Source organism: Paenibacillus sp. FSL R7-0312 (assembly GCF_038004445.1).
Taxonomy (GTDB): domain Bacteria; phylum Bacillota; class Bacilli; order Paenibacillales; family Paenibacillaceae; genus Paenibacillus_AQ.
Genome location: NZ_JBBORE010000001.1, coordinates 3,794,251 through 3,816,379, shown reverse-complemented (window position 1 = coordinate 3,816,379; position 22,129 = coordinate 3,794,251). Strand labels below are relative to the sequence as shown.

Genomic DNA, 22,129 nt, shown 5'->3' with positions numbered 1-22,129 from the left:
AGGCAGCTCCTTATAATTAGGTGGTGATAATGATTATCAAACTCAATTATGAAAGGTGTGTGGCTTGTGTTTCCTAGTACTCAAAAGTTCAGTCACAAATTTAACCTGGGGGTCATCGGCCTGCTTGGAGTACTCATGCTGGGATTAATCGTTGGATGCAGCAACAGCGGAAATAAAGAAAGTTCAGCGGTTGCCGCCACTCCTTCACCAGCAGCTGCCAACTTGGCAGAGAATACAGAAACCCGGATTATCTCAACCATTAAAGGGGATATAGAAATTCCGGCTCATCCAAAAAAGGTTGCGGGCATGCTATATGTTTTTGCAGACCATCTGCTGGCACTCGGAATTGAACCGCATGCCATGGTTACATACAATGACCTGGGATTCCCCGAATACTTGGCGGACCAGATGAAGGATACTATCGCTATCGGCTCAGGAGAAGCCCCTAACTTGGAAGCACTGCTCGAGTCGGAGCCGGATCTCATTCTCGCTTCAAAGACACTTAATGAGGAAAACTATGAGCAGCTGTCCAGGATAGCACCAACGATACTTTTCGATAATGAGAACGAAGAAGATTGGACAAGATTCCGGCAAACGGCAGAGATCTTCGGCAAAGAAGCCGAGGCTCACCAGATCCATGCCGATTATGAAGCGAAGATAGCCAAGGTAAGAGACAAATTGGCTGCTGCTGCTCCTAATGAAACTGTCGCTTATATGCGGATACAGGACAAGCAGCTGCAGCTGATCCAACCGGGTGATAACTTCACGCTGTTCGGTCCTCTCGGACGAACCCCTGCTTCCACAGAGCGCATAGATTTCAAGGACTCATGGAATGTAGCCATCTCTGAAGAAGTACTCCCCGAGCTGAATCCTGACCGTATGTTCATCATTCTCCGTCCCGGTGACAGTAATCAGACGGCTCTGGATAACATTATGAACACTTCAATCTGGGCTAACCTTACAGCAGTCAAGAATAACCATGTATATATCGGAGATGCAAATCTGTGGTTTGCAGGCTATGGCCCCATTGGACTCAGCAAGGTCATTGACGAAATCTCGGGTGCCTACGTACCGGAAATGTGAGGGACAAGCTATGACCTCTCCTGACAGCCAGCTCATACAGACGATACGCGGCAGAAGAACCATACAGGAATTCAATGGCGTTCCCATTGCCCGGAACACACTTCTCGGCTTGCTGAACAACGCGGTTTGGGCACCCTTTCACTCCAAAAAAGAGCCTTGGCGCTTCATCCTGCTCGCCGGGTCCGGCCGGAAGAAATTTGCCGACGCCGTTCTGAAAACACGTCCAGAAGCCTTCATTCAACAATACGGAGCACAGATCTATGATACGTATTGCAGGCGGATTCCAGCCCACCTCCTCGTGATTATGAATAGCGCCCTTCCCCAAAAGGCTTGGGAGGAGGCCTTGGCAGCAACTGCCGCTCTGATTCAGAATGTTCAATTGCTGGCCTGGGAACAGGAAATCGGCGTGGTATGGAAGAGAACAGCCTTTAATGAAGAAGACTGATGAATTCCCCCGACAGATGAACATACTTAAGCCAGCGGTTGCTTAGCCGCTGGCTTCTTTTTTCCGCAAGCTCAAATGATATGAAGGCAGACTTACCGTGCCTCAGCTGTCCTGTATTTATCGCGGTATTCCTTAGGGGACATCCCCGTCTGTTTCTGGAATACCTTGGTGAAATAACGCCGCTCCTGATAACCCACTCCCGAGCTGATCGCAGTAATGCTTTTGTCACTGCTGGCCAGCATGAATGTGGCGGCTTCAATCCTCTGCAAAGTTACATACTCCACAAAGGTCATCGCAAAGCGGTTCTTGAAGAGCAGGCAGAAATAGCTGCTGCTAATGCCGATCCGGTTCGCTACCTCTTCAATGCCAAGGTCATAGCTCAGCCGCTCGGTAATATAATTCGCCGCCTGGCTCATCAATTGATCCGGAGTTTTTTTGGCGGAATCCTCGGGTACAGGCATCTCCTGAAACAAGGGAATACTGTTATACAGTTTATCCTTATACTGTTTGCTGCGGATTAGGGCTCCAATCTCCCGCACCTTGTTGCCAAGCTCCTCATAATGTATCGGCTTGCAGATATATTCCTTCACACCAAGGCGGATGGCCTCACGCGCATAATCAAACTCCTGATACCCGCTTAGTAGCAGAACCTCACTCTCCAGCCCCATCTCACGCAGCTTGCCGATGAATGTAAGTCCGTCCATCACCGGCATACGGATGTCACAGAGCACCAGATCGGGCGTCGCCTCTTCAGCGATACGCAGAGCTTCCATTCCGCTGCGGGCCATCCCCGTAACCTCCATCCCCATGTCATGCCAAGGCAGCACTTTGTTGAGATTGTTCAGGATAGGCGCCTCATCGTCAACCAATAATACCTTTAGCATAATGATCTTCCCCCTGCCCGTATTTAGGTATGACGCACTGGATAATTGTCCCCTCACCAGGACTCGCACAGATGAAAATCCCATATCTGTCGCCGTACTCTATGCGGATGCGGTCTGCTACACTGCGAACGCCAAGCCCCCTCCGTTCCAGGTGAATTCCGTGTTCCGGTTTACCTTCAGGCTTCTGCTCCGCCGGATCGTTAACCATATACTGAAACATGGACAGCTGGGACGGAGTCATGCCGATCCCGTTATCCTGAATCCGCAGAATCAGATTCCCCCGTTCTTCCCAGACCCTGACACTTACCAGTCCTTTGTAGCTGATCCCTTCAAAGCCATGCTGAATGCTGTTCTCGACCAGCGGCTGCAGTGTAAGCTTCAGAACCCCGCAGCCCAGCAGTTCCTCCGGAACCTCAAGCTGGTAATCGAACAAGTCCTCGAACCGGAATTTTTGAATATCCAGATAGTTGCGCAGATGCTTAACCTCTTCTTCCAGCGTGATTTCATCTCTGTCCTGGATACTGATCCGCAGAATACTGGCCAGCCTGTAGACCATCTCACTGACTTTGCGCCCTTCATTCTGCACAGCCAGCACATTGATGGATTCCAGCGTATTGAACAGAAAATGCGGTTTGATCTGCGCCTGCAGCACGCGCATTTCCGCCTGATTTTTGCGCCGCTGCTCTTCATTGACCCTGTTGAATAATGAATTGATTTTGTCCATAAGATCATTGAAGCCTCTGGCAAGCAGCGTCATTTCGTCACTGCCCTTCTCCTCGACCCGGGTTGTCAGGTCTCCATCCTCCACCCGCCGCATGAAGCGGACGATCACAGCAATCCCCCCTGTAATCCGGTTCATGAAGAACAGATTGAAGATCACTGCACCGAGCAGGCACAGGAATATAACCACCACAAACCAACGGGCAAACACAGTTACTTCATGGGACAACGAGCCCCAGGAGGTCACAGAAACCAGGCTCCAGGGATAGTCCTTCAGGTGGTAGACTGACAGAATGCTCTTTTCGCCGTCAAATTGGGTTTTGTAGCTCTGGAAGCCCGGGTTAAAGGTAATATCCTTCGTAGTAAAGTCGCGGAAATCCTGTCCGTCCAGCTGCCTGTCGGGGTCAAGCAGGATCATCCCGTCATCGTTGACCAGCATAAAAGATACCTTCTGGCTGCTGTCCCCGATCTTGAGATTGCGGAATATCGATTCGAACTCCCAGTTCTTGATCTGGACTACCAGAATACCGATGTTCTGAAAAAAGCTTAGCTCCTTGATCAGCCGGATCTGGGTAAACACAGCCTCCGTTCCCGTCAGTTCGGGATACTCATGCGGAGCCAGCCATTTCGGAACCCCGTTTAGCTTCATAACCTCCTGGTAGAGATCACTTCCTTTGAACTTATCGTAAGGGAGTGTGCGGAAATTTTCTTTGGTGAATACCGATACGATCTCCGAGCTGCCTTTTCCATTAAAATTATACAGAAACGCATAGCTGATCGACGGATGATTATAGAGCAGACTACGGAAATTGCGTTGGCTGGCATTCAGGCTGAGCTGCTCGGCGTCGGTCAAATCCTGTTTGGAGGGATCATCCGCACTGAGCGCCATGTGAAACACCGAGGTGGCAATTCCGTTGTCTGTCACGTTGTCCATATCTTTAAATACATTCGAAATGCTGTAACTGATCGCCTTAAGTGAATATTCAGATTGCTGGCTGTACTTCTTCTCTATCGAATTATAGGTGACGAAGAACATAATCATGCCAAGAATGAATAAGGGAATGATAATCAGGCCCAGAAATGCCGTAAATAATTTGTAGCGCAAATTCATCGGCCCATGCTCCTGACATGAATAGGGTTATCCTTTTACACTGCCTGCCGTTACGCCTTCAATAATCTTCTCCTGCAAAATAGCATAAATGATGATAACCGGGACCACGCTGTAGACAATACCCGCCGACATTTGCGCGTAGTTCATCTGATATTGATCACGGAATTGAACCATGCCCACCGGAAGGGTGCGCAGCTCGTCATTAGAGAGGAAATAGTTAGCCAGCAGGAACTCGTTCCAATTTCCCAGGAAATTAACAATGAAGACCGTAACCATGGCGGGAACTGTCAAAGGTACAATAATTCTAGCAAAGATACCTGGAGCCTTCAAGCCATCCATGACCGCCGCCTCTTCAATTTCACTGGGAAGTGAGCGCATGAATGCAGCCAGGATAATAATCGTGAATGGAATTGCATTGGCGATATAAGGAATAATCAGTGCCCAGTGTGTATTGAGAATATGAAGCTTGCGGACAATCGTGTAGATAGGCAGCATCAGTGCATTGTTCGGAATAAGCATGCCGATCAGGACCAGCGAAAATAGAATCTTGTTCCATTTCCCCTGGCGCATCCGCGTAACCGCGAAGGCAAACATAGAAGCCAGCAGAATGGATACCACCGATGACAGGATCGAAATATATAAGCTGTTAAAAAAGTATGTGCTGATCTTAGCGTTCACCCATGCTTCAACGTAGTTCGAGAATTCGAATGTCTTCGGAATCCCGAACGGATTCAGGGCGATCGCATTGTTATCCTTCTTCACCGAGGAGAACAGGACAAAGAGAAACGGAAAGAGTACAACGATCAGGTATCCCAGCAGAGCAACATGAGGTAAGCTTTTCTTCAGGCGCAGCATCAGTATTCAATCCTTTCATTACGACGGGCAAACAGCAGCTGATAGAGAGCTGTAACCACGAGCGTGAACATAAAGATCAGAACTGCAATCGTATTGCCGTACCCATACTTGAAATTAGTGATCGCATATTTAATCATATAGGTGGCCATAACCTCAGTTGAACCTGCCGGGCCGCCTTTGGTCATAACAATGACGATATCTGCGGCCTTCATCGCTCCGGCAATAGAGAGCATGATTACTACCGAGATAATGGGAACGATCAGCGGCAAAGTGATGCGTGTAGCACGCTGGAAGCCCGTAGCACCGTCGATGGCCGCAGCCTCATCCAGTTCACCGGGGATGGAGAGAATAGCCGCCAGCACCATTACAATGTAGAATCCGGTCCATTGCCAGGCATTCGTAATCAGAATCGACAGCATGGCGAAGCGTTCATCCGACAGCCAGTAGACAGGCTCAATGCCGGCAAGACCAAGCACTTTGTTGAACAAGCCGATATTCGGCTCATAAATGAAGCCCCACAGAATACCGATAACTGCAGTAGACATAATGGATGGCATGAATACTGCTGTCTTGTAAAGGCCCTTCAGCTTCTTCACATTAGCAATTAATAAGGAGAAGAAGACAATCAGCGGCACCTGAATGCATACGGAGAACAGAATGAACCAGCCGTTATTTTTAACAGAAACCCAGAAGCGTTCATCTCCCAGGGCTTTTTTGAAGTTGCCCAGTCCGGCGTATTTCACTGTATCGGATACACCGTTCCAACTGGTGAAGCTATAGTAGAGTGAACTGAAAATAGGGTAAATGAAGAACATAATGAACAGAACCAGTGCCGGTATAACGAACAGAATGAACACCAGAGGATTTCTTAGTGCCTTATTCATGACTACCTCCAAGTTGCTTAGACATCTCTCACTTTAAAATAACCCCACAAAGTGGGGCTTTGGCTTCGAAGCTTACTCAGGTACTTTGCGGGGACCCCGAAACATATAAAGTCTTGTCTTTTAAAAATGTACCCTGGAGCAAGCACCAGGGTACATTCAATTTACCGCCTCTTATTCTACTGCTGCGTTCGCTTCTTCCTGAATCTTCTGCAGTGCATCTCCCATCTTCTCAGGAGTGGTCTGTCCGCCAATCAAGCTTTGAATCTGGATATTACTGATCTCGGTAGTCACATCTGCCTGCACCAGAGAGTCAAATGCCGGGAAGGAGGACTGTGAGCTGTTGAGTACTGCTACAATCTCACTCATCAGATCATCGGTAATATTCTCATTTAGTACCGCCTGATCAATCTTCATAGCCGGCAGTACTCCATCTTCCACCAGACCGCGCAGCTGCATTTCTTCATTGAACATATTCTTAATGAATGATTTGACTGCAGCGAGTTGACGTTCATCTTCACCTGCAGATGCCGAGAAGCCATAGCCGTTGTTCACATCACGCATGAGTGCCGTCTGATCGCCCACTCCGCCGTCTACCGCCGGAATATTGAAGAATCCGACTTTACCAATCAGACCTTCACCGGATTGTCCGGCTTTGAATACAGAGGACTTCCATGTGCCGTCATACATCAGGATTGCTTCGCCGCTGGTGAACTGGGTTGTATATTCAGCATACTCGAAGCCGAGTTCGCCTTTTTTGAAGTAGCCTTTGTCTACCCATTCCTTGTATTTCGCAAAGCCTTTGACTACATTCGGATCATTCCATTTAGCTTCACCCGTAGCGAACTTCGCTGTAACATCCGGTCCGGCATAACGTGACCAGAGATGGTTGGCAAGCATTAGCGGTACCCAGCCAGCCTTGGAAGCCCCGGCAAGCGGCACTTTGCCGTCAGCCTTGATATCAGCCAGCTGCTGTTCCAGCTCAGCGAAGGTGGCCGGAGCCTTCCAGCCCTTGCTGTCATAGTATTCTTTATTGTAGAAGAACCCTTCACCTGAACCGCCGATTGGCAGACCGTAGATTTTACCTTCGTAAGTAAATGGATCCAGATTGGAGAATTTGTCTTTAATGCCTAGTTCATCGAGGATCGGGGTCAGATCGAGAAGCTTACCTTCTTTGGCATAGATCTTGGAATCCGGACTGCCGAACAGGTCGAAGATCTCCGGAGGATTCCCGGCCGCCATTTCCCCGCGCAGCTTCTCTTTACGGTTCACATCCGAATCGACTCCATCCAGCTTGAAGGTCAATCCCGGTACTTCTTCCTGCACCTTGCCGACTACATCCTCCAGGATCGCCAGGCGTTTCTGTTTATCTGCACCTACCTGAGTATGACGGACCGTCATTTCAAAAGGTTCAGCGCTAACCGGTTCTTCGGTTTCGACAGCATTGGTTGCAGCAGGCTCATTCGTTGCAGCCGGTTCTTCCGTTGCAGCAGCATTGTTATTGTTGCCTCCACAACCTGCCAGCAGCGCTGAGGTAACGAACATCAGGGACAACAGCATAGTTAAGCTTTTTCTCATTACGGGTGACCCTCCCTATTTAATGGTTTCCCTTACAACTCTTATTATAGAAAACCCTGATTGTAATCGTAAGGTTAAGATTCATCTACAATAGGGATAAAATACTCTAATGTAAGCGAATTCAGTTGTGTTTAGTGACATCATTAAGTTATATTTCATCACACAAAAGCTTCAAAAAAGAAATTCCAATACTTTCACGTCAGAATACCTATACATATAAATTACAATTATCAATTTCACACGTTGCTATGTATGTTGAACTCACTACACCGTACATCAAAAAAGCGAAACTCCTCAAATTGGAAGCTCCGCTTTCGTTATATCGTGTATGAATTTATACCAAAGCAGACTGTTTACGGCCCTCTTCAATCAGCCGGTATGCACGCTGCACTTCTTCTTCGTCCGGTGACTCCACCCCTTCAAGCTCGTAGGGACGGCCAAGCTCTTTCCATTTATAAATTCCCATTACGTGATAAGGCAGAATTTCAAACTTCTCTACTCCATTAAGCGTACCAATGAATCGGCCGAGATTCCGCAAATCCTCTTCCTTATTATGAATGCCGGGAACGTATACGTGGCGAATCCACATTTTACGGTTATTATCTGACAACCAGCGGGCAAGCTTTAAGGTACGGTCGTTGGATTTGCCAGTCAGCTTAATATGAGCTTCATCATCGATGTGCTTCAGATCCAGCAACACAAGATCGGTAACATCCAGCAAGTCGCTGATTTTCGAACCATCATTATAGCCGTTAGTATCAAGCGTAGTATGCAAATTCCAGCGTTTCTTCACTTCGGTGAATAGCTGTTTGACGAAATGTGCCTGCAGTGTGGGTTCACCGCCGGATACGGTAAGCCCGCCGCCGGAAGTTTTATAATAATTCAGGTAAGGTTCAATTTCCGCAAGCACTTCTTCAACGGTCATTTCCTTGCCTTCATTCAGTCCCCAGGTATCCGGGTTGTGGCAATACTGACACTTAAGTAGGCAGCCCTGCATAAAAAGCACGAAGCGGATACCGGGGCCATCCACCGTCCCAAATGTTTCTAAGGAGTGGATATGTCCTTTAAGCATGAGATGTCATCCTTTCGAAAAAAACCTTAAAATTTTAATTACTTTTAAACAAGAGTGTACCGCCCTCTTGCAAGGGCGGCAGCTCTTTGATTTATTTCAATTCTTGATCTGCAAGAACAATTCTTACATGGAATCGTGGAACGTACGGTTGATAACATCCAACTGTTGTTCGCGGGTCAGCTTGATGAAGTTAACAGCATAGCCGGATACACGAATGGTCAATTGCGGGTAGTTCTCAGGGTGATCCATTGCATCAATCAGCTGCTCACGGTTAAATACGTTAACGTTCAAGTGCTGAGCGTTGTTGTGGAAGTATCCGTCCATCATGAATACCAGGTTGGACTTACGGGATTCTTCGTCTTTACCCAGAGCCTTAGGAACAATCGAGAATGTGTTGGAGATACCATCCTGTGCATCGGAGTAAGGCAGTTTAGCAACAGAGTTCAGGGAAGCAAGTGCACCCTTCTTGTCGCGTCCGTGCATTGGGTTAGCACCAGGTGCGAATGGTTCGCCTTTTTTACGTCCATCAGGAGTAGTACCAGTCTTCTTGCCATATACCACGTTCGAAGTGATTGTCAATACCGATTGAGTCGGCACAGCATCACGGTAAGTTTTGTTTTTGCGGATCATCGACATGAAGGTTTCAACCAGTTCCACTGCGATATTGTCAACAGCATCATCGTTGTTGCCGTAGCAAGGGAATTCGCCTTCTGTTTCGAAGTCGATTGCAATACCTTGTTCGTTGCGGATCGGTTTAACCTTGGCATATTTAATTGCGCTCAGGGAGTCAGCAGCAACGGACAAGCCGGCAATACCGCAAGCCATTGTACGCAGAATGTCGCGGTCATGCAGCGCCATTTCAATACGTTCATAGGAATATTTGTCATGCATATAGTGGATGATATTCAGGGTATTGACATAAGTCTTAGCCAGCCATTCCATCATCGGTTTGAAGCGTTTCATTACTTCGTTGTAATCAAGATATTCGGAAGTAATAGCAGGATATTCAGGACCTACCTGGGCACCGGACTTCTCGTCTACACCACCATTGATCGCATACAGCAAGGCTTTTGCAAGGTTGGCGCGGGCGCCGAAGAACTGCATTTGTTTACCGATACGCATTGGGGATACACAGCAAGCAATCGCGTAGTCTTCACCCCAGTATGGACGCATTACATCATCGTTCTCATATTGGATAGCACTGGTTTCAATGGAAACCTTGGCACAATATTTTTTGAAGCCTTCAGGCAGCTTTTCAGACCACAGTACAGTCAGGTTTGGTTCTGGTGCAGGACCCAGATTGTACAGGGTATGCAGGAAGCGGAAGCTGTTCTTGGTTACGCGAGTTGTTCCGTCTTCAGCCATACCACCGATGGATTCAGTTACCCAAGTAGGGTCGCCAGAGAACAGATCGTTATAGTCAGGCGTACGCAGGAATTTCACGATACGCAGCTTCATTACGAAATGGTCAACGATTTCTTGCGCTTGTTCTTCAGTAAGAGTACCTTCTTCAAAATCGCGTTGTACATAAATATCAAGGAAAGAGGATACGCGTCCCAAGGACATTGCGGCACCGTTTTGCTCTTTAACTGCTGCAAGATAACCGAAGTATACCCATTGAGTAGCTTCTTTGAAGTTATTAGCAGGTTTGGAAATATCAAGACCATGAGCAGCAGCCATTTGCTTCAATTCGCCCAGAGCGCGCATTTGCTCGGACAGCTCTTCACGCAGACGAATTACATCTTCAGTCATGGAATCCACTTCAAGCTCGGTTAGTTGTTGCTTCTTGTCTTTAATCAGGAAATCGATACCGTACAGGGCAATACGGCGATAGTCGCCGATAATGCGTCCGCGGCCGTATGCATCAGGAAGACCTGTGATTACGCCGGATTTACGCACAGCTCTCATATCTGGTGTATATGCATCAAAAACGCCTTGGTTATGCGTTTTGCGGATGTTCGTGAACATGTCAACGATATTTTGCGGAAGTTCGAAGCCGTAAGCCTTAGTAGCATCGATCATCATTTTGATACCGCCGAACGGTTGAATGGAACGTCTGAAAGGGGCATCAGTCTGAACGCCGACAATTTGTTCCTTGTCCTTGTCAATATAACCTGGGTTATGGGAAGTGATGGTGGAGACAGTATCGAGGGAAACATCCCATACGCCGCCTCTTTCTCTTTCTTCCTTACTCAGTTGGGAGATAATCTTCCACAATTCAGTAGTATTGCTGGTAGGACCTACAAGGAATTCTTCGTTTCCTTCATAAGGATTGATGTTCTTGGCAATAAAGTTATTAACGTCAACTTTCTTGGCCCATGTACCTTTAGTAAAACTTCTCCAACTCGACTTAACCTCTTGTACTTCTTTTTCAATCACCGACATGCTAAATCCCTCCATTTATATTTAGTATATTTGTAGAGATCGCGGGCTTGAAGGTTAATCCCGTGTCTCGTGATCCCATAGCTACTCGGTTGTTATAAAATTCACAATCGCGACTTCATAACTGGGATCGTTGTTTATATAAACATTTTAGTTTATTTTCTGAAAAAGGACTGTGACAAATATCACTCTTTCAGTGATATTTGTCACTTCCATCCAGTTCCATATTAACCTTTAACCTTATACTTTACCAGGCAATCTTAGATTAGTTGTCGAATTTTCCGTAGAATGCGTTGCGGTATACATCAGCAAGCTCAGATACCAGCGGCATTTTTGGATTGGCAGTTGTACATTGGTCTTCAAATGCACGGTCAGCCAGGTAATCTACACGGGATTCGAAGTCCTTAGGATCAAAACCAAGAGCCGAGAAGGATTCTTCGATGCCGAGTTTTTTGTTCATGTCGCGGATTGCATTGATCAGGCTGGTTACGCCTTCTTCAGTAGTGCGTGCTGGCAATCCCAGGATACGGGCGATTTCAGCATACCGTTCGTCAGCTACAAAGTGCGAATATTTAGGGAACGAAGCGAACTTCGTAGGTTTCTTAGCATTGTAACGGATAACGTGCGGCATCAGGATCGCATTAGTACGGCCATGCGCTGTGTGGTACTGGCCGCCCCATTTGTGCGCCAAGCTGTGATTGATACCCAGGAATGCATTTGCAAAGGCCATACCGGCAAGTGTAGATGCGTTGTGCATTTTTTCGCGGGCAAGCTTGTCGCCAGTCAGTGCGGATTTCTCCAGCCACTGGAACACCAGTTGAATCGCTTTGATTGCCAGACCATCTGAATAGTCACTAGCCATTACAGATACATAAGCTTCGATTGCATGTGTCAATACATCCATACCTGTATCGGCAACAGCAGTTCTAGGCAAGCTATATACAAACTCAGGATCGATAATCGCTACGTCTGGAGTCAGCTCATAATCGGCCAGCGGATACTTTGTATTATTACCCGTTGTCTTGTCTGTGATTACTGCGAACGATGTTACTTCGGAACCCGTACCGGAAGTTGTTGGAATTGCAACGAATTTCGCTTTGTTGCCGAGCTTAGGGAATTTGTATACCCGTTTGCGGATATCCATGAACTTCTGTTTCAGGCCGTTGAAGTCTGCATCCGGATGTTCGTAGAACAACCACATTCCTTTTGCTGCGTCCATTGGGGAACCGCCGCCGAGTGCGATGATGCAGTCAGGCTGGAATCTGTTCATCATGGCAGTACCTTTTTCTACAGTAGTTGTCGATGGATCCGGTTCAACTTCCGAGAACACTTCGATAGCTACAGGAGTCTGGCGTTGACGCAGATAGTGCTCAACTCTTTCTACATAACCCAGTTTAACCATCATAGGGTCGGTGATAATTGCTACACGAGTGATGTCAGGCATTTTGGCCAGATACTGTGTGGATCCCTTTTCGAAGTAAATCTTGTCAGGTACTTTAAACCATTGCATATTCACGGTACGACGGTTCACCCTTTTCACGTTGATCAGATTGATTGCAGTCACGTTTTGCGATACAGAGTTGCGTCCATAAGATCCGCAGCCCAGTGTCAGTGAAGGGATATTGGTGTTGTAAATATCGCCGATTGCGCCGTGTGTAGATGGCGAGTTGACGAGAATACGTCCGGTTTGCAGACGGTTGGAGAACTTCATGATTACTTCTTCGTTGTTGGAGTGGATGGCCGAGCTGTGGCCCATGCCGCCAAATTCAACGATTTCAGCTGCGCGTTCAATACCCTGGTCAGCATTCTTCACTTTGTAGCAAGCCAGAACCGGGCTCAGCTTCTCAGCAGACAGCGGATATTTAGTACCTACGCCTTCAAGCTCAGCTACCAGGATCTTCGTTCCGGCAGGAACCTGAATACCGCACATTTCAGCGATCTTCACAGCGGATTGGCCTACGATAGCAGGGTTAACCGCACATTTCTCTACGTTCATTGCGCCGCTTGTCAGCTTGCCAGCTTCTTCTTTGTTTACAAAGTAGCAGCCGTTCGCAATCATTTTTTTCTTCACTTGGTCAAAAATCGCTTCTTCAATAATAACCGCTTGCTCAGAAGCACAGATCATACCGTTATCAAAAGTCTTGGAAAGGATAAGGTCAGTTACTGCCTGATCAATGTCAGCACTCTTCTCAATGAAGGCAGGTACGTTACCAGGACCTACGCCGAGTGCCGGTTTGCCGCAGCTGTAAGCTGCTTTAACCATTGCCGATCCGCCGGTTGCCAGAATCAGTGCAACGTCAGGATTGTTCATCAGTGCATTTGTTTTGTCCATGGTCGGAAGCTCGATCCATTGGATGAAGTTCTCAGGAGCGCCGGCTTTTACGCCTGCATCATGTAGAATTTTGGCTGCTGCCGCACTACACTCTTGCGCTGACGGATGGAAACCGAATATAATAGGATTACGTGTCTTGGCGGAAATCAACGCTTTAAACATCGTGGTGGATGTTGGGTTGGTTACCGGTGTGATACCCATAATGATTCCGACTGGTTCAGCAATCTTCTGGAAGTTGTCATAAGCGTTATCCTCAATAACGCCTACTGTCTTGTCGTACTTAATTCCGTGCCAGATATATTCAGTTGAGAAGATATTCTTCGTAATTTTGTCTTCATAGACACCGCGGCCTGTTTCTTCAACAGCCAGCTTAGCCAAGTACATGTGCTTGTCGAGTCCGGCCAACGCCATTGCATGAACGATTGTGTTTGTCTGCTCTTGATCCAGCCCCATAAACTCTGCATGAGCTTTCTTTGCTTTATCCACCAAAGTCTGAATATATTCTTCAGCGGTGGTTTGTTTCACTTGGGCGGCGACTTCGTTTTTAACTGCCATCTCCCTCGTCCTCCTGTCAATTTTTAGGTTGTTTTTCTCTACACATTTATCTTATCATATTCTCTACGCATTGTATAGTGAAATCTTTCACAAAGTATAAAGTTTTTTTGATTTGTTTTCAAAGCGCTTTCATTCGATCATAATCAGGTTATTTTACCATTTTATGTGTTATAATTGCTCGAATTTTGTCTTTTCTGCTAACGGGGTACTGCCTAGATCATCTGTTTTAGCCGCATTCATCCTTGGAGGCCTTCTTATCGGCTCTAAATTTCTGAACAGGATCTCCTCTGTCATATGCTCCACTCGGCTCTGGACCCCCAAATTCCATTCCTGCATTTAGTTATAATATAAATAATATAGCAAAAAGACAGGAGACTAAGGCCCCCTGCCTTTAAGTAATATTGCTCAGTTCAATACTCCTGAACCGTTCATTTATGAAACCCGCTGCTACTCCACTTTAATAGTATCGAAGAATTTCTCCTGCACAGTTTTGGCTGCAGCGTCGAGCTGGGCCTTGGAATCTGTACCCTCTTTCGAGAATAGCTCCTGGATTACATTAGACATGGTGGCGTAGTAATCCTGAGTATTGTATTGCGCTTCAGGTTTACCATCAAGCAGCGCCATGATTTCAGGGCTATATTGATAGACGATGTCGTACTTGTCATAGACAGCTTTGGTCTTCTTGCCGAAGTCGGAATCGGCAGCATAGTAATCAAGGAGCGGCGGGATGTAGTATTTGCCGTCCGTTTTGCGCTGGCTGATAATCGCGTCAAGAGCTTCAAGACCTTTGTCAGAGAAGTAATCGAAAGTAATATAGCGGAAGGCCATTTCCTGCTCGTCTTTGCTGGCGTTCGGATTGATAACCAGATAGTCCCCGCCGAGTACGCCGGTATGCTTGCCGCCTTTTTCAGCAGCAGGCATCGGGTAAGTAAGTACATCTTCAGGTTTGAGTCCGCCCTGGTTGAGCGCCTGCTCGATAACACCGTCAGATCCGGCCATTACCATAGCAGTACGTCCCTGCTGGAACGCGCCTACAGCATCGCCCCAGCCAAGCGCCCAGTCCTGAGGAACAGCTTTTGCTTCCCATCTTAGCTTCTTATAGAAATCCAGCGCCTTCACACCGGCATCCGAATTGAATGTAGCTACAACCTTGCCGCCTTCAATCTTCTGGATTTCACCACCTGCTTCGAACAGGAAGTTGGTCCAGTTCCAGCCTGCTTCGTTGCCTTTACCCATTGGAGCAATACCGGAGATCCCTTTCTTGGTATCTGCTACGCCTTTGGCTGTATTCAGCATGTCATCCCAGGTCCAGTCCATTGGAGGGACAGCTACACCTTTTTCATCGAGCATCTTCTTATTGATCATCGTCGTGGTGACATAGCCCTTCTGCGTTACACCGTACACTTTGCCGTCAATAATGAACTGGTTCTGCAGTACAGGGTTGATCTGATCCTTGAATTCATAGTTATTCCACAGATCCGTAACATCAGCGACCCAGCCCTTCTCGACCAGGAATTTCGCTTCTGTTGCGTACGTATTGAAGAAGGTTGGCGCTTCGTTCGCAGCCATCTTCACACCGATTTCACTTACATTGTACTGCCAGTCATCCTTGACAATCTCCACATTCGGATAGACTTCCTGGAACCGTTTGATCTTGTCATCCTCCTGTGCTCTTACTTCGGTAAGGTCAGGAGTTGGATAGTGAATTTTGATCGTTACTTTTCTCTGGGTGATATCATCTACCGGTGCTTCTGTAGGAGCCGTGGTCTCTTCTGCTGCATTAGTAGCTGCTGGTGCTGGTGTCGCCTCTCCTCCATTTGCCGCCGGTTTGTTCCCGTTATTATTGCCGCCGCAAGCGGACAATAACGATCCCGTCACCAGGAGACATGCTAATACACTGGAAAATTTACGCATTGAAACTCCCCTTTTCAATTCATAATTAGCTTACAAATTCATCATAAAAGAGAAACTGTTTACAAACGAGGTGTATTTATATTCCTTTCATGTGCAGGTTTACGATCCATATCCTTCTGCAGCATAATTCTGATCACCCTTTAACAGCCGACAACGAGACACCGCGCATAATAAACTTCTGGAAGATCAGGAAAACCAGGATCGGCGGCAGCGAGACAATGAACAGAATGGCAAATTTGATATTCGTATTCAGTGCTTTTACATTAATAACGTATTTATAGATCGCTGTTGCGAGAGTGTACTTCTCCTCACTGTGCATGACAAGCGACGGCCAGAACCAGTCGTTCCAGGCTGTGGAGAAGATAAAGATCGCGAGTGTCGCAAAAATCGGAATGGACAGCGGAACAGCAATGGTAAAGAAGCTTCTCGGCTCCGAGGCCCCGTCAATCCGTGCGGCTTCAAGAATCTCAGGATGAATTCCGTCGAAGAAGTTCTTGAGCAGCAGGAAGAAGAAGGTATTCGCACCTGCCGGCAGCCAGAAAGCAGCATACTGGTTCAAGAGTCCGAGTTCCTTGAGATTGACAAAGTTCGGAATCATATAGCTCGTGGCCGGTATAAACAGCGTCATCAGGAAGAAGAAGTAGAAGGCCTTGCGGTAAGGCACATTCATCCGCGAGATGCTGAAGGAGGCCAGGCCCAGTACAACCAGGGTAGCTACCATGTTCCCGGCGAAAATGTACAGCGTGTTTCTTAGAAACATCGGCAGATTGATATAATCCAGCGCATCCTTAAGATTGCTGAAATGCCATTCCTGCGGGAAAAAATGCGGCGGGAATGAGTTAACCTCAACATTGGACTTAAGTCCGTTGAACATGGTCATCAATATAGGATATAGCATGCTAAAAATCATTAACAGAATGAAAAACACCATGATTCCATATACGATTTTATTGCCGGTCTTCTTAAGATCATGTTCGGAGAGAATCCCTCTGTCTGCGCTCTTCATCCTAGTTGTCCTCCTTGTTAAGCTTGAACTGTAAAATGCCCAAACCGCCCAGAACAACAAACATCAGCATTCCCAGCGCAGTCGCCGTACCATAATCCAGTCTTGTAAAAGCATATTTCACAATGAGCAGCGCATAGGTCAGCGTAGCATTGTTCGGTCCTCCGTCGAGCAGGGCCATCTGCGACTGGTACCCTTGAGAGGTAGCAATGATCTGCAGAATCAGCATGAGCAGAATCAGATTGCGCAGCGAAGGCAGTGTAATATGGCGGATGCGTGCCCAGACTCCGGCTCCGTCAATCTCGGCGGCCTCATACCAGTCCCTGGGAATACTGAGCACGGCAGCCAGATAGATGAGCATCCCCGAGCCGAATTGCTGCCAGGTCTCCATGAAGACAAGCGAGATCATCGACCACCTGGTATCGGTCAGGAAGGCGATCTGGTCCGCCCCCGTGCTGCCAATCAGGGCATTAATCGGTCCGACGGGATCATACAGCCATCTCCACAGTCCGTACAAGACAACCGCAGGCATGACATAAGGCAAATACGCTGCTACACGTACGAATCCGCCGAATTTTCTCAGCTCCGAAATCGCGATCGCAAACGCAATCGGAACCCAGAAACCGATTACAAGACACAGCAGCATGTAGTACAGGGTGTTCTTCACAGCGATAAGCACATCCGAATCCGTGAGCGCTCTGGCATAATTGTCCATGCCTACGAATGTATTTCCTTTGACGAAATCCACCGTGTAGAAGCTGTACAGAAATCCTTTGAAAATGGGCACCCACATAAACATGATAAAGATGATGATTGCGGGGACGAGGAACATAAAGCCCCAAAAGTTCTTTTTCCAGCGGTTCTGTTTATACGGCTTGCTCTCTAGTTCCGCTGGAAGTTGATCGTGTAACGCAGCAGACTGGTTCATTCTGGCTCCCTCATTCCTTTCGTCTTTCAGCACTTTCGCAAAGCGCCTCCTACCTTAATTGTAGGAAATGGGGGAGGGACTGAACATGTCTATATCTATGGCAATCGTAAGCGTTTTTACTTCTTCAATTCGCTGGGGCTGATTCCATAGTATTTTTTGAAAATCTTGCTGAAATGCTCCGGCGACTCATACCCCACCCGCTCGGCAATCTCATAACGGCGCAGATCGGTATTCAGAATCATCTCCCGGCTGTCCTCCATCCGCAGCTTGATGACATATTCCCACAGGTTATGGCCTGTATTTTTCTTAAAGAGATAACTCAGGTAATTGGGGCTGACATGATTCTTCTTGGCTACTTCATGGATGGTCAAGCCCTTCTGGGCGTAATTCTCATCGATATATTCCTTCGCCTTCTGCACAATCAGATTGCTGTGCGTATGCAGCTCCTCGGCGGAAGGATCGGCAGCATAGTTGTTCCAGTTGAAATCCCCGTAGTAGAACACATAATGGTCCGCATGCTCCTTGTTCCAGAGAATGGCCTTCGAAGCCTGCCGGTTCAGCACATCCATGAAACTGATTCCCTTCAGAATCTGGCTGATCCCTATTACAGCATTCAGATGCAGATAACGGTGAATATTGAAATGCAGACTGCGGCCCAGCGCATCCAGCCTGCTCACTTGGCCTGTCGCCGATTCCTCGTAGCTCTTCTCATCCCACTGAATAATGACCGTAATCTCTTCATCGGGGGAATAGAATGCTGTGGAATTCCACTCCTGATTCAGCAGCTCCTTGGCAATATTAAGAACAGCGTAACGCAGCAGTCCGTGGTCACGGGAGGTATATTTCTGTGCATGGTGCTCCTCCGGGAAGGGGAGCTTGATCTTGATTACAGCAAAGAACGGCCCCTGCAGCTTCAGTTCGTCCAGCTTGCGCAGCTCTTCCTCCGTTCCCAGCACCGCAGCCGTTTCGGCCAGCAGTACATTCAGCAGCTTGCTGTATTCCGGAAGCGGCTCCTCCAGACGGAAGCTTTCACTGATATCGGCCATATAGGTGACCAGCTCGGGGGAAGGTTTATCCATTTTGAGCACAACACTCCGCACCGAGTCCAGAAACTGCTCGCTGTTCAGCGGCTTGATCAGGTAATCCTTGGCTCCCAGCCGGACGGCCATCTGGGCATATTGAAAGGTCTCGTGCGCAGAGATGACAATCGTCTGCACCCAGGGCTTGGTCATTTTGGCATGCTGCATCAATTCGATCCCGCTCATTGCACCCATTTGAATATCCGTGACGAGCAGATCGATCTCTTCCATCCGGATACAATCCAGTGCCTCAAACCCGCTGTTCGCGGTGAAAATATGATCGATATCCAGCCCGGAGGCAGCCAGCAGATTGCTGAGTCCTTTACAAATGAGCGGCTCATCATCAACAACTAATATATTGAACATCAGGATATCTCCTCTACTCTATAGTCTCTGATTTCGGAAGGGTTACTGTCACGACGGTTCCTCCGGCGGCACGCGGGCCATAGCTGATTCCGTAGTCCGGGCCAAAATGCAGATGAACCCGCTGATTAATATTACGGATGCCATATCCGCTGACAGGATTGGGGCTCTCATCATTCAGCACCAGATCAATTGCCTTGTAGTCGACCTGCTTATAGCCGTTATCCTCAATGGTAATCAGAATCCTGTCATTCTGCAGAACGGAGGTGATGATGATTTCGCCGTCCTCATCCATATTTTTGACACCGTGAATAATGGCATTTTCGATTAACGGCTGCAGGGTGATCTTGGGAATCAGATTGCTTTTGGTTTCAGGAGCAATATTCCAGATGACGGCGAACACATAGTCATACCGATGCTGCTGCAGCTTGATGTAGGCACTGGCATGCTCAAGCTCCTCCTCAAGCGTGATCAGCTCTCTCCCCCGGCTTAAGCTGATCTTCATCAGCTTGGATAATTCCTTGATCATTTCCGCGGATTCCACATTGCCCTCCAGCGAGCTTTTCCAATAAATACTCTCCAGGGTGTTGTATAGTAAATGCGGATTGATCTGCTGATAGAGCAGCTGCAGCTGAGATTCCTTCTGCTTGATCTCCATCTGGTATTTGTACATGATCAGGCTGTTGAGCCTGCGGGCCATATCATAGGTGGAAGCGATCAGCACACTGACCTCATCATTGCTGCCTCTCCGGGGAGTCTCGGGAACGCGGTTGCCAGGCTCATACTTGCGCACAAAAAAAGCCAGCTTCTGCAAAGGAGTCATCAGCGAACGCCAGAAGTAGGTGATGATGATCAGCCCAAACAGTGCGTACGCAACGGTTATGTATTGAATGACACGTTTCATTTCGTTCTGCTGCTGCAGCAGCGCCTTGACCGGAACCTTATACACCAGCTTCTGCTCGAAGGCGTGATTGTTGTTGACTACATATATGAAGTCATCCGTGATGATATCCTCGGTCCCCTCCGGGTCACCGGCTTCAGATCCCTCAGGCAGAGCAATAACTTCCCCCGTTGAATTCGTAGTAGAGGCAAGCACACGGTTACTCATGTCGGTCAGATAAATTTCCCCGTCCGGCAGGGAGATGGATTTCAGCGATTCACCGATCTTCGATTCCATCTTGGTCACAACGAGCACACCGATCGTCCCAGCACCTCTATAGATATTATTAACTGCCCGGACATAAGTGAGTGTCTTCAGATCCTCGGCCTGCGGGCTCAGCTTCTCGGTGAACATCAGATAACCGTGGCCCTTCTGCTGCACCACCTGCTCGAACCAATACGGCATTTCACCCTTGGAGAAAAAATAAACCCCCGCCTTCTTCACCTGAGGAAAATTGGGAGCGAAAAAGTAATAGTTATCCGGATCATACACATACAGCGAGTAATAGATCCCGTCGCCCCGCTCGGCTCCCTGGGAGTAGCTGCCCAGCAGCTTCTCAATGGTTTCGTACCGCTCAACGCGTTCAAGCACGGGATCATCCCCGCTCATATTGAGCTGCTGCAGGATCGGATTCTGGATGACGGTCGTTGTTATTTTGTTAACCGTATCAATATCTCTGTTAATGATGGCGAAATTCTGCTTGTTCAGCTCCACATAGGCATTGGTGACGTGGCGCTTAAGAATCTCTTCTGCCTTATAGTTGCCGTAGCTGTTCAAAATCAGGATGGGCGAGATCATAATCAGGAACAGCAGAATCAGCTGCTGCTTGACGTTCAGCTTCACGATAGGTTTAATAAGCATCGACAACATCTGGATACACCTCCAGTTTCAATAATATAACAAACCTACAAGCGCTTACATATGTTTATTTCAAAGTTCTTTATGTTCATTTGTATGGAGTTTCACCATTATTATATTTAAACAAAAACCAGCCATAACACGAAGCTACCGTGTCAGACTGGTTATTATCACAATCATTCTCTCTCGAGTTCGTTCTCTATCGTTCTCAAAAAAGCAAGCACAGCAACAATCATCTGCTCCAGCCCCCGTTGTTCAATCGGAAAATGACCCGCACCCTCTAAACTCACATACTCTTTTCTGCTTTTGAGATTATCATAAAACGGTTTACTGAAGCGGTAAGGAGTCATAGGGTCTAATTGAGGATGAACGAGCAATACCGGGCAAACCTCAAAGTTCTCAGGTTTAATCACAGGTTTCATATTTAAGAACGTTCTTAATAAGCGTAAGGGAATAGATGTGCCTGCCGCAAGAGGATCATTCATAATGAGTCTGGTCAGTTCAGCGTTGTTCGTGATCCATTTCATCCGGGATACTTTATTGACAGAGATCTGCAAGGAGTCTAATAGGGAAGGGAATTGATTCATACACCATCCCCCTAACCGGCTAATGAGTTTGTTAGGAGCTAACTGATCACGAACTTTTGAATCACTCGTATCCACAAATGTTGTTGCAATCAACCCTTTGACCCGTTTACTTTGTACAGCCGTGTGATAAGCTAACATGCCTCCAATACTGGAGCCCAGCAGAATGACAGGCTTGCCGTCCCGTTTCAGCTCCTGTTCGATCAATTCATTAAGGATGTCAATCCAGAGCTGATAATCCAATGATTCCGCTGAATCGGTATAGCTTAGACCATAAGGCGGCAGATCCGGCGACACTACTTCATAACCGTAGGTTTGCAGCATTCGTGCATAAGGAGCGAGCAACCTGCCATTGCCGCCAGCTCCATGAATGAAAATGATTTTCAATTGTGCATCAGGAACAGGCATACGATCCAGGTGAATATGAGCATTGTTCCAGGTCATCCACTCTTCTGTGGGTAAGTGACTTTCATTGATCTGCATGTCATCAGGGAAAAACTTTTGATATTGTTTCCAATAGGTCACCGATTGATTATAGGAAGAATCCTTGTTCATAAATATG

General features: G+C 47.4%; 16 protein-coding genes. 2 read left to right on the top strand and 14 right to left on the bottom strand.

The window, feature by feature from the left end; translation table 11 throughout:
* The first annotated feature begins 66 nt into the window (after positions 1-66).
* Together MKX70_RS16530 and MKX70_RS16525 are read left to right on the top strand one after the other, a co-directional pair.
* Positions 67-1,083 (top strand): iron-siderophore ABC transporter substrate-binding protein, encoded by a 1,017-nt coding sequence (locus MKX70_RS16530; RefSeq protein WP_340840364.1) that lies wholly within the window; start codon positions 67-69, stop codon positions 1,081-1,083.
* Between the two features lie 10 nt (positions 1,084-1,093).
* Positions 1,094-1,528: a nitroreductase family protein gene (locus MKX70_RS16525; RefSeq protein ID WP_052416604.1), complete on the top strand. Its 435-nt coding sequence runs from the start codon at positions 1,094-1,096 to the stop codon at positions 1,526-1,528.
* A gap of 92 nt (positions 1,529-1,620) precedes the next feature.
* Here MKX70_RS16525 and MKX70_RS16520 read toward each other — a convergent pair whose 3' ends face one another.
* The 14 genes from MKX70_RS16520 to MKX70_RS16455 form a co-directional block, all read right to left on the bottom strand.
* Positions 1,621-2,412, bottom strand: a complete 792-nt coding sequence (locus MKX70_RS16520) for a response regulator transcription factor (protein WP_340840363.1) — start codon at positions 2,410-2,412, stop codon at positions 1,621-1,623.
* Positions 2,390-4,243 (bottom strand): cache domain-containing sensor histidine kinase, encoded by a 1,854-nt coding sequence (locus MKX70_RS16515; RefSeq protein ID WP_340784391.1) that lies wholly within the window; start codon positions 4,241-4,243, stop codon positions 2,390-2,392. Before MKX70_RS16515 ends, MKX70_RS16520 begins: the two co-directional genes overlap by 23 nt.
* A 27-nt stretch (positions 4,244-4,270) precedes the next feature.
* On the bottom strand, positions 4,271-5,098 hold the full coding sequence (locus MKX70_RS16510; protein ID WP_340840362.1) for a carbohydrate ABC transporter permease: 828 nt from the start codon (positions 5,096-5,098) through the stop codon (positions 4,271-4,273).
* Complete coding sequence (locus MKX70_RS16505; RefSeq protein WP_340840361.1) at positions 5,098-5,982, bottom strand: carbohydrate ABC transporter permease; 885 nt, start codon at positions 5,980-5,982, stop codon at positions 5,098-5,100. Before MKX70_RS16505 ends, MKX70_RS16510 begins: the two co-directional genes overlap by 1 nt.
* A gap of 171 nt (positions 5,983-6,153) precedes the next feature.
* A complete protein-coding gene (locus MKX70_RS16500; protein ID WP_340784386.1) occupies positions 6,154-7,557 on the bottom strand; it encodes an ABC transporter substrate-binding protein in 1,404 nt (467 codons plus the stop codon).
* Positions 7,558-7,891: 334 nt separating this feature from the next.
* A complete protein-coding gene (pflA, locus tag MKX70_RS16495) occupies positions 7,892-8,629 on the bottom strand; it encodes a pyruvate formate-lyase-activating protein (protein WP_042237913.1) in 738 nt (245 codons plus the stop codon).
* A 123-nt stretch (positions 8,630-8,752) separates the two neighbouring features.
* Positions 8,753-11,014, bottom strand: a complete 2,262-nt coding sequence (gene pflB / locus MKX70_RS16490; protein ID WP_042237916.1) for a formate C-acetyltransferase — start codon at positions 11,012-11,014, stop codon at positions 8,753-8,755.
* Positions 11,015-11,276: 262 nt separating this feature from the next.
* Positions 11,277-13,898, bottom strand: a complete 2,622-nt coding sequence (gene adhE, locus MKX70_RS16485) for a bifunctional acetaldehyde-CoA/alcohol dehydrogenase (RefSeq protein ID WP_042237918.1) — start codon at positions 13,896-13,898, stop codon at positions 11,277-11,279.
* Positions 13,899-14,345: 447 nt separating this feature from the next.
* A complete protein-coding gene (locus tag MKX70_RS16480; protein ID WP_042237920.1) occupies positions 14,346-15,812 on the bottom strand; it encodes an ABC transporter substrate-binding protein in 1,467 nt (488 codons plus the stop codon).
* Between the two features lie 133 nt (positions 15,813-15,945).
* On the bottom strand, positions 15,946-16,818 hold the full coding sequence (locus tag MKX70_RS16475) for a carbohydrate ABC transporter permease (protein ID WP_042237922.1): 873 nt from the start codon (positions 16,816-16,818) through the stop codon (positions 15,946-15,948).
* Position 16,819: 1 nt separating this feature from the next.
* Entirely contained in the window at positions 16,820-17,743 is a 924-nt protein-coding gene (locus MKX70_RS16470; RefSeq protein ID WP_042242960.1) for a carbohydrate ABC transporter permease, read from the bottom strand.
* A gap of 116 nt (positions 17,744-17,859) precedes the next feature.
* The gene (locus tag MKX70_RS16465; protein ID WP_042237924.1) at positions 17,860-19,188 is read right to left on the bottom strand and encodes a response regulator; all 1,329 of its coding nucleotides are present in this window, start codon (positions 19,186-19,188) and stop codon (positions 17,860-17,862) included.
* Positions 19,189-19,201: 13 nt separating this feature from the next.
* Positions 19,202-20,995, bottom strand: coding sequence for a cache domain-containing sensor histidine kinase (locus MKX70_RS16460; protein WP_042237926.1), 1,794 nt, complete (start codon positions 20,993-20,995; stop codon positions 19,202-19,204).
* Positions 20,996-21,159: 164 nt separating this feature from the next.
* Positions 21,160-22,122 (bottom strand): alpha/beta hydrolase, encoded by a 963-nt coding sequence (locus MKX70_RS16455; protein WP_042237927.1) that lies wholly within the window; start codon positions 22,120-22,122, stop codon positions 21,160-21,162.
* Positions 22,123-22,129: the final 7 nt, after the last annotated feature.

What these genes read in the sequence shown, in the direction of transcription:
- MKX70_RS16505 (WP_340840361.1), bottom strand. Translation starts at nt 5,982, where the DNA reads ATGAATAAGGCACTAAGAAATCCTCTGGTGTTCATTCTGTTCGTTATA.
- MKX70_RS16520 (WP_340840363.1), bottom strand. Translation starts at nt 2,412, where the DNA reads ATGCTAAAGGTATTATTGGTTGACGATGAGGCGCCTATCCTGAACAAT.
- MKX70_RS16510 (WP_340840362.1), bottom strand. Translation starts at nt 5,098, where the DNA reads ATGCTGCGCCTGAAGAAAAGCTTACCTCATGTTGCTCTGCTGGGATAC.
- MKX70_RS16500 (WP_340784386.1), bottom strand. Translation starts at nt 7,557, where the DNA reads ATGAGAAAAAGCTTAACTATGCTGTTGTCCCTGATGTTCGTTACCTCA.
- MKX70_RS16525 (WP_052416604.1), top strand. Translation starts at nt 1,094, where the DNA reads ATGACCTCTCCTGACAGCCAGCTCATACAGACGATACGCGGCAGAAGA.
- MKX70_RS16470 (WP_042242960.1), bottom strand. Translation starts at nt 17,743, where the DNA reads ATGAACCAGTCTGCTGCGTTACACGATCAACTTCCAGCGGAACTAGAG.
- MKX70_RS16465 (WP_042237924.1), bottom strand. Translation starts at nt 19,188, where the DNA reads ATGTTCAATATATTAGTTGTTGATGATGAGCCGCTCATTTGTAAAGGA.
- pflB (WP_042237916.1), bottom strand. Translation starts at nt 11,014, where the DNA reads ATGTCGGTGATTGAAAAAGAAGTACAAGAGGTTAAGTCGAGTTGGAGA.
- MKX70_RS16460 (WP_042237926.1), bottom strand. Translation starts at nt 20,995, where the DNA reads ATGTTGTCGATGCTTATTAAACCTATCGTGAAGCTGAACGTCAAGCAG.
- MKX70_RS16480 (WP_042237920.1), bottom strand. Translation starts at nt 15,812, where the DNA reads ATGCGTAAATTTTCCAGTGTATTAGCATGTCTCCTGGTGACGGGATCG.
- pflA (WP_042237913.1), bottom strand. Translation starts at nt 8,629, where the DNA reads ATGCTTAAAGGACATATCCACTCCTTAGAAACATTTGGGACGGTGGAT.
- MKX70_RS16515 (WP_340784391.1), bottom strand. Translation starts at nt 4,243, where the DNA reads ATGAATTTGCGCTACAAATTATTTACGGCATTTCTGGGCCTGATTATC.
- adhE (WP_042237918.1), bottom strand. Translation starts at nt 13,898, where the DNA reads ATGGCAGTTAAAAACGAAGTCGCCGCCCAAGTGAAACAAACCACCGCT.
- MKX70_RS16455 (WP_042237927.1), bottom strand. Translation starts at nt 22,122, where the DNA reads ATGAACAAGGATTCTTCCTATAATCAATCGGTGACCTATTGGAAACAA.
- MKX70_RS16475 (WP_042237922.1), bottom strand. Translation starts at nt 16,818, where the DNA reads ATGAAGAGCGCAGACAGAGGGATTCTCTCCGAACATGATCTTAAGAAG.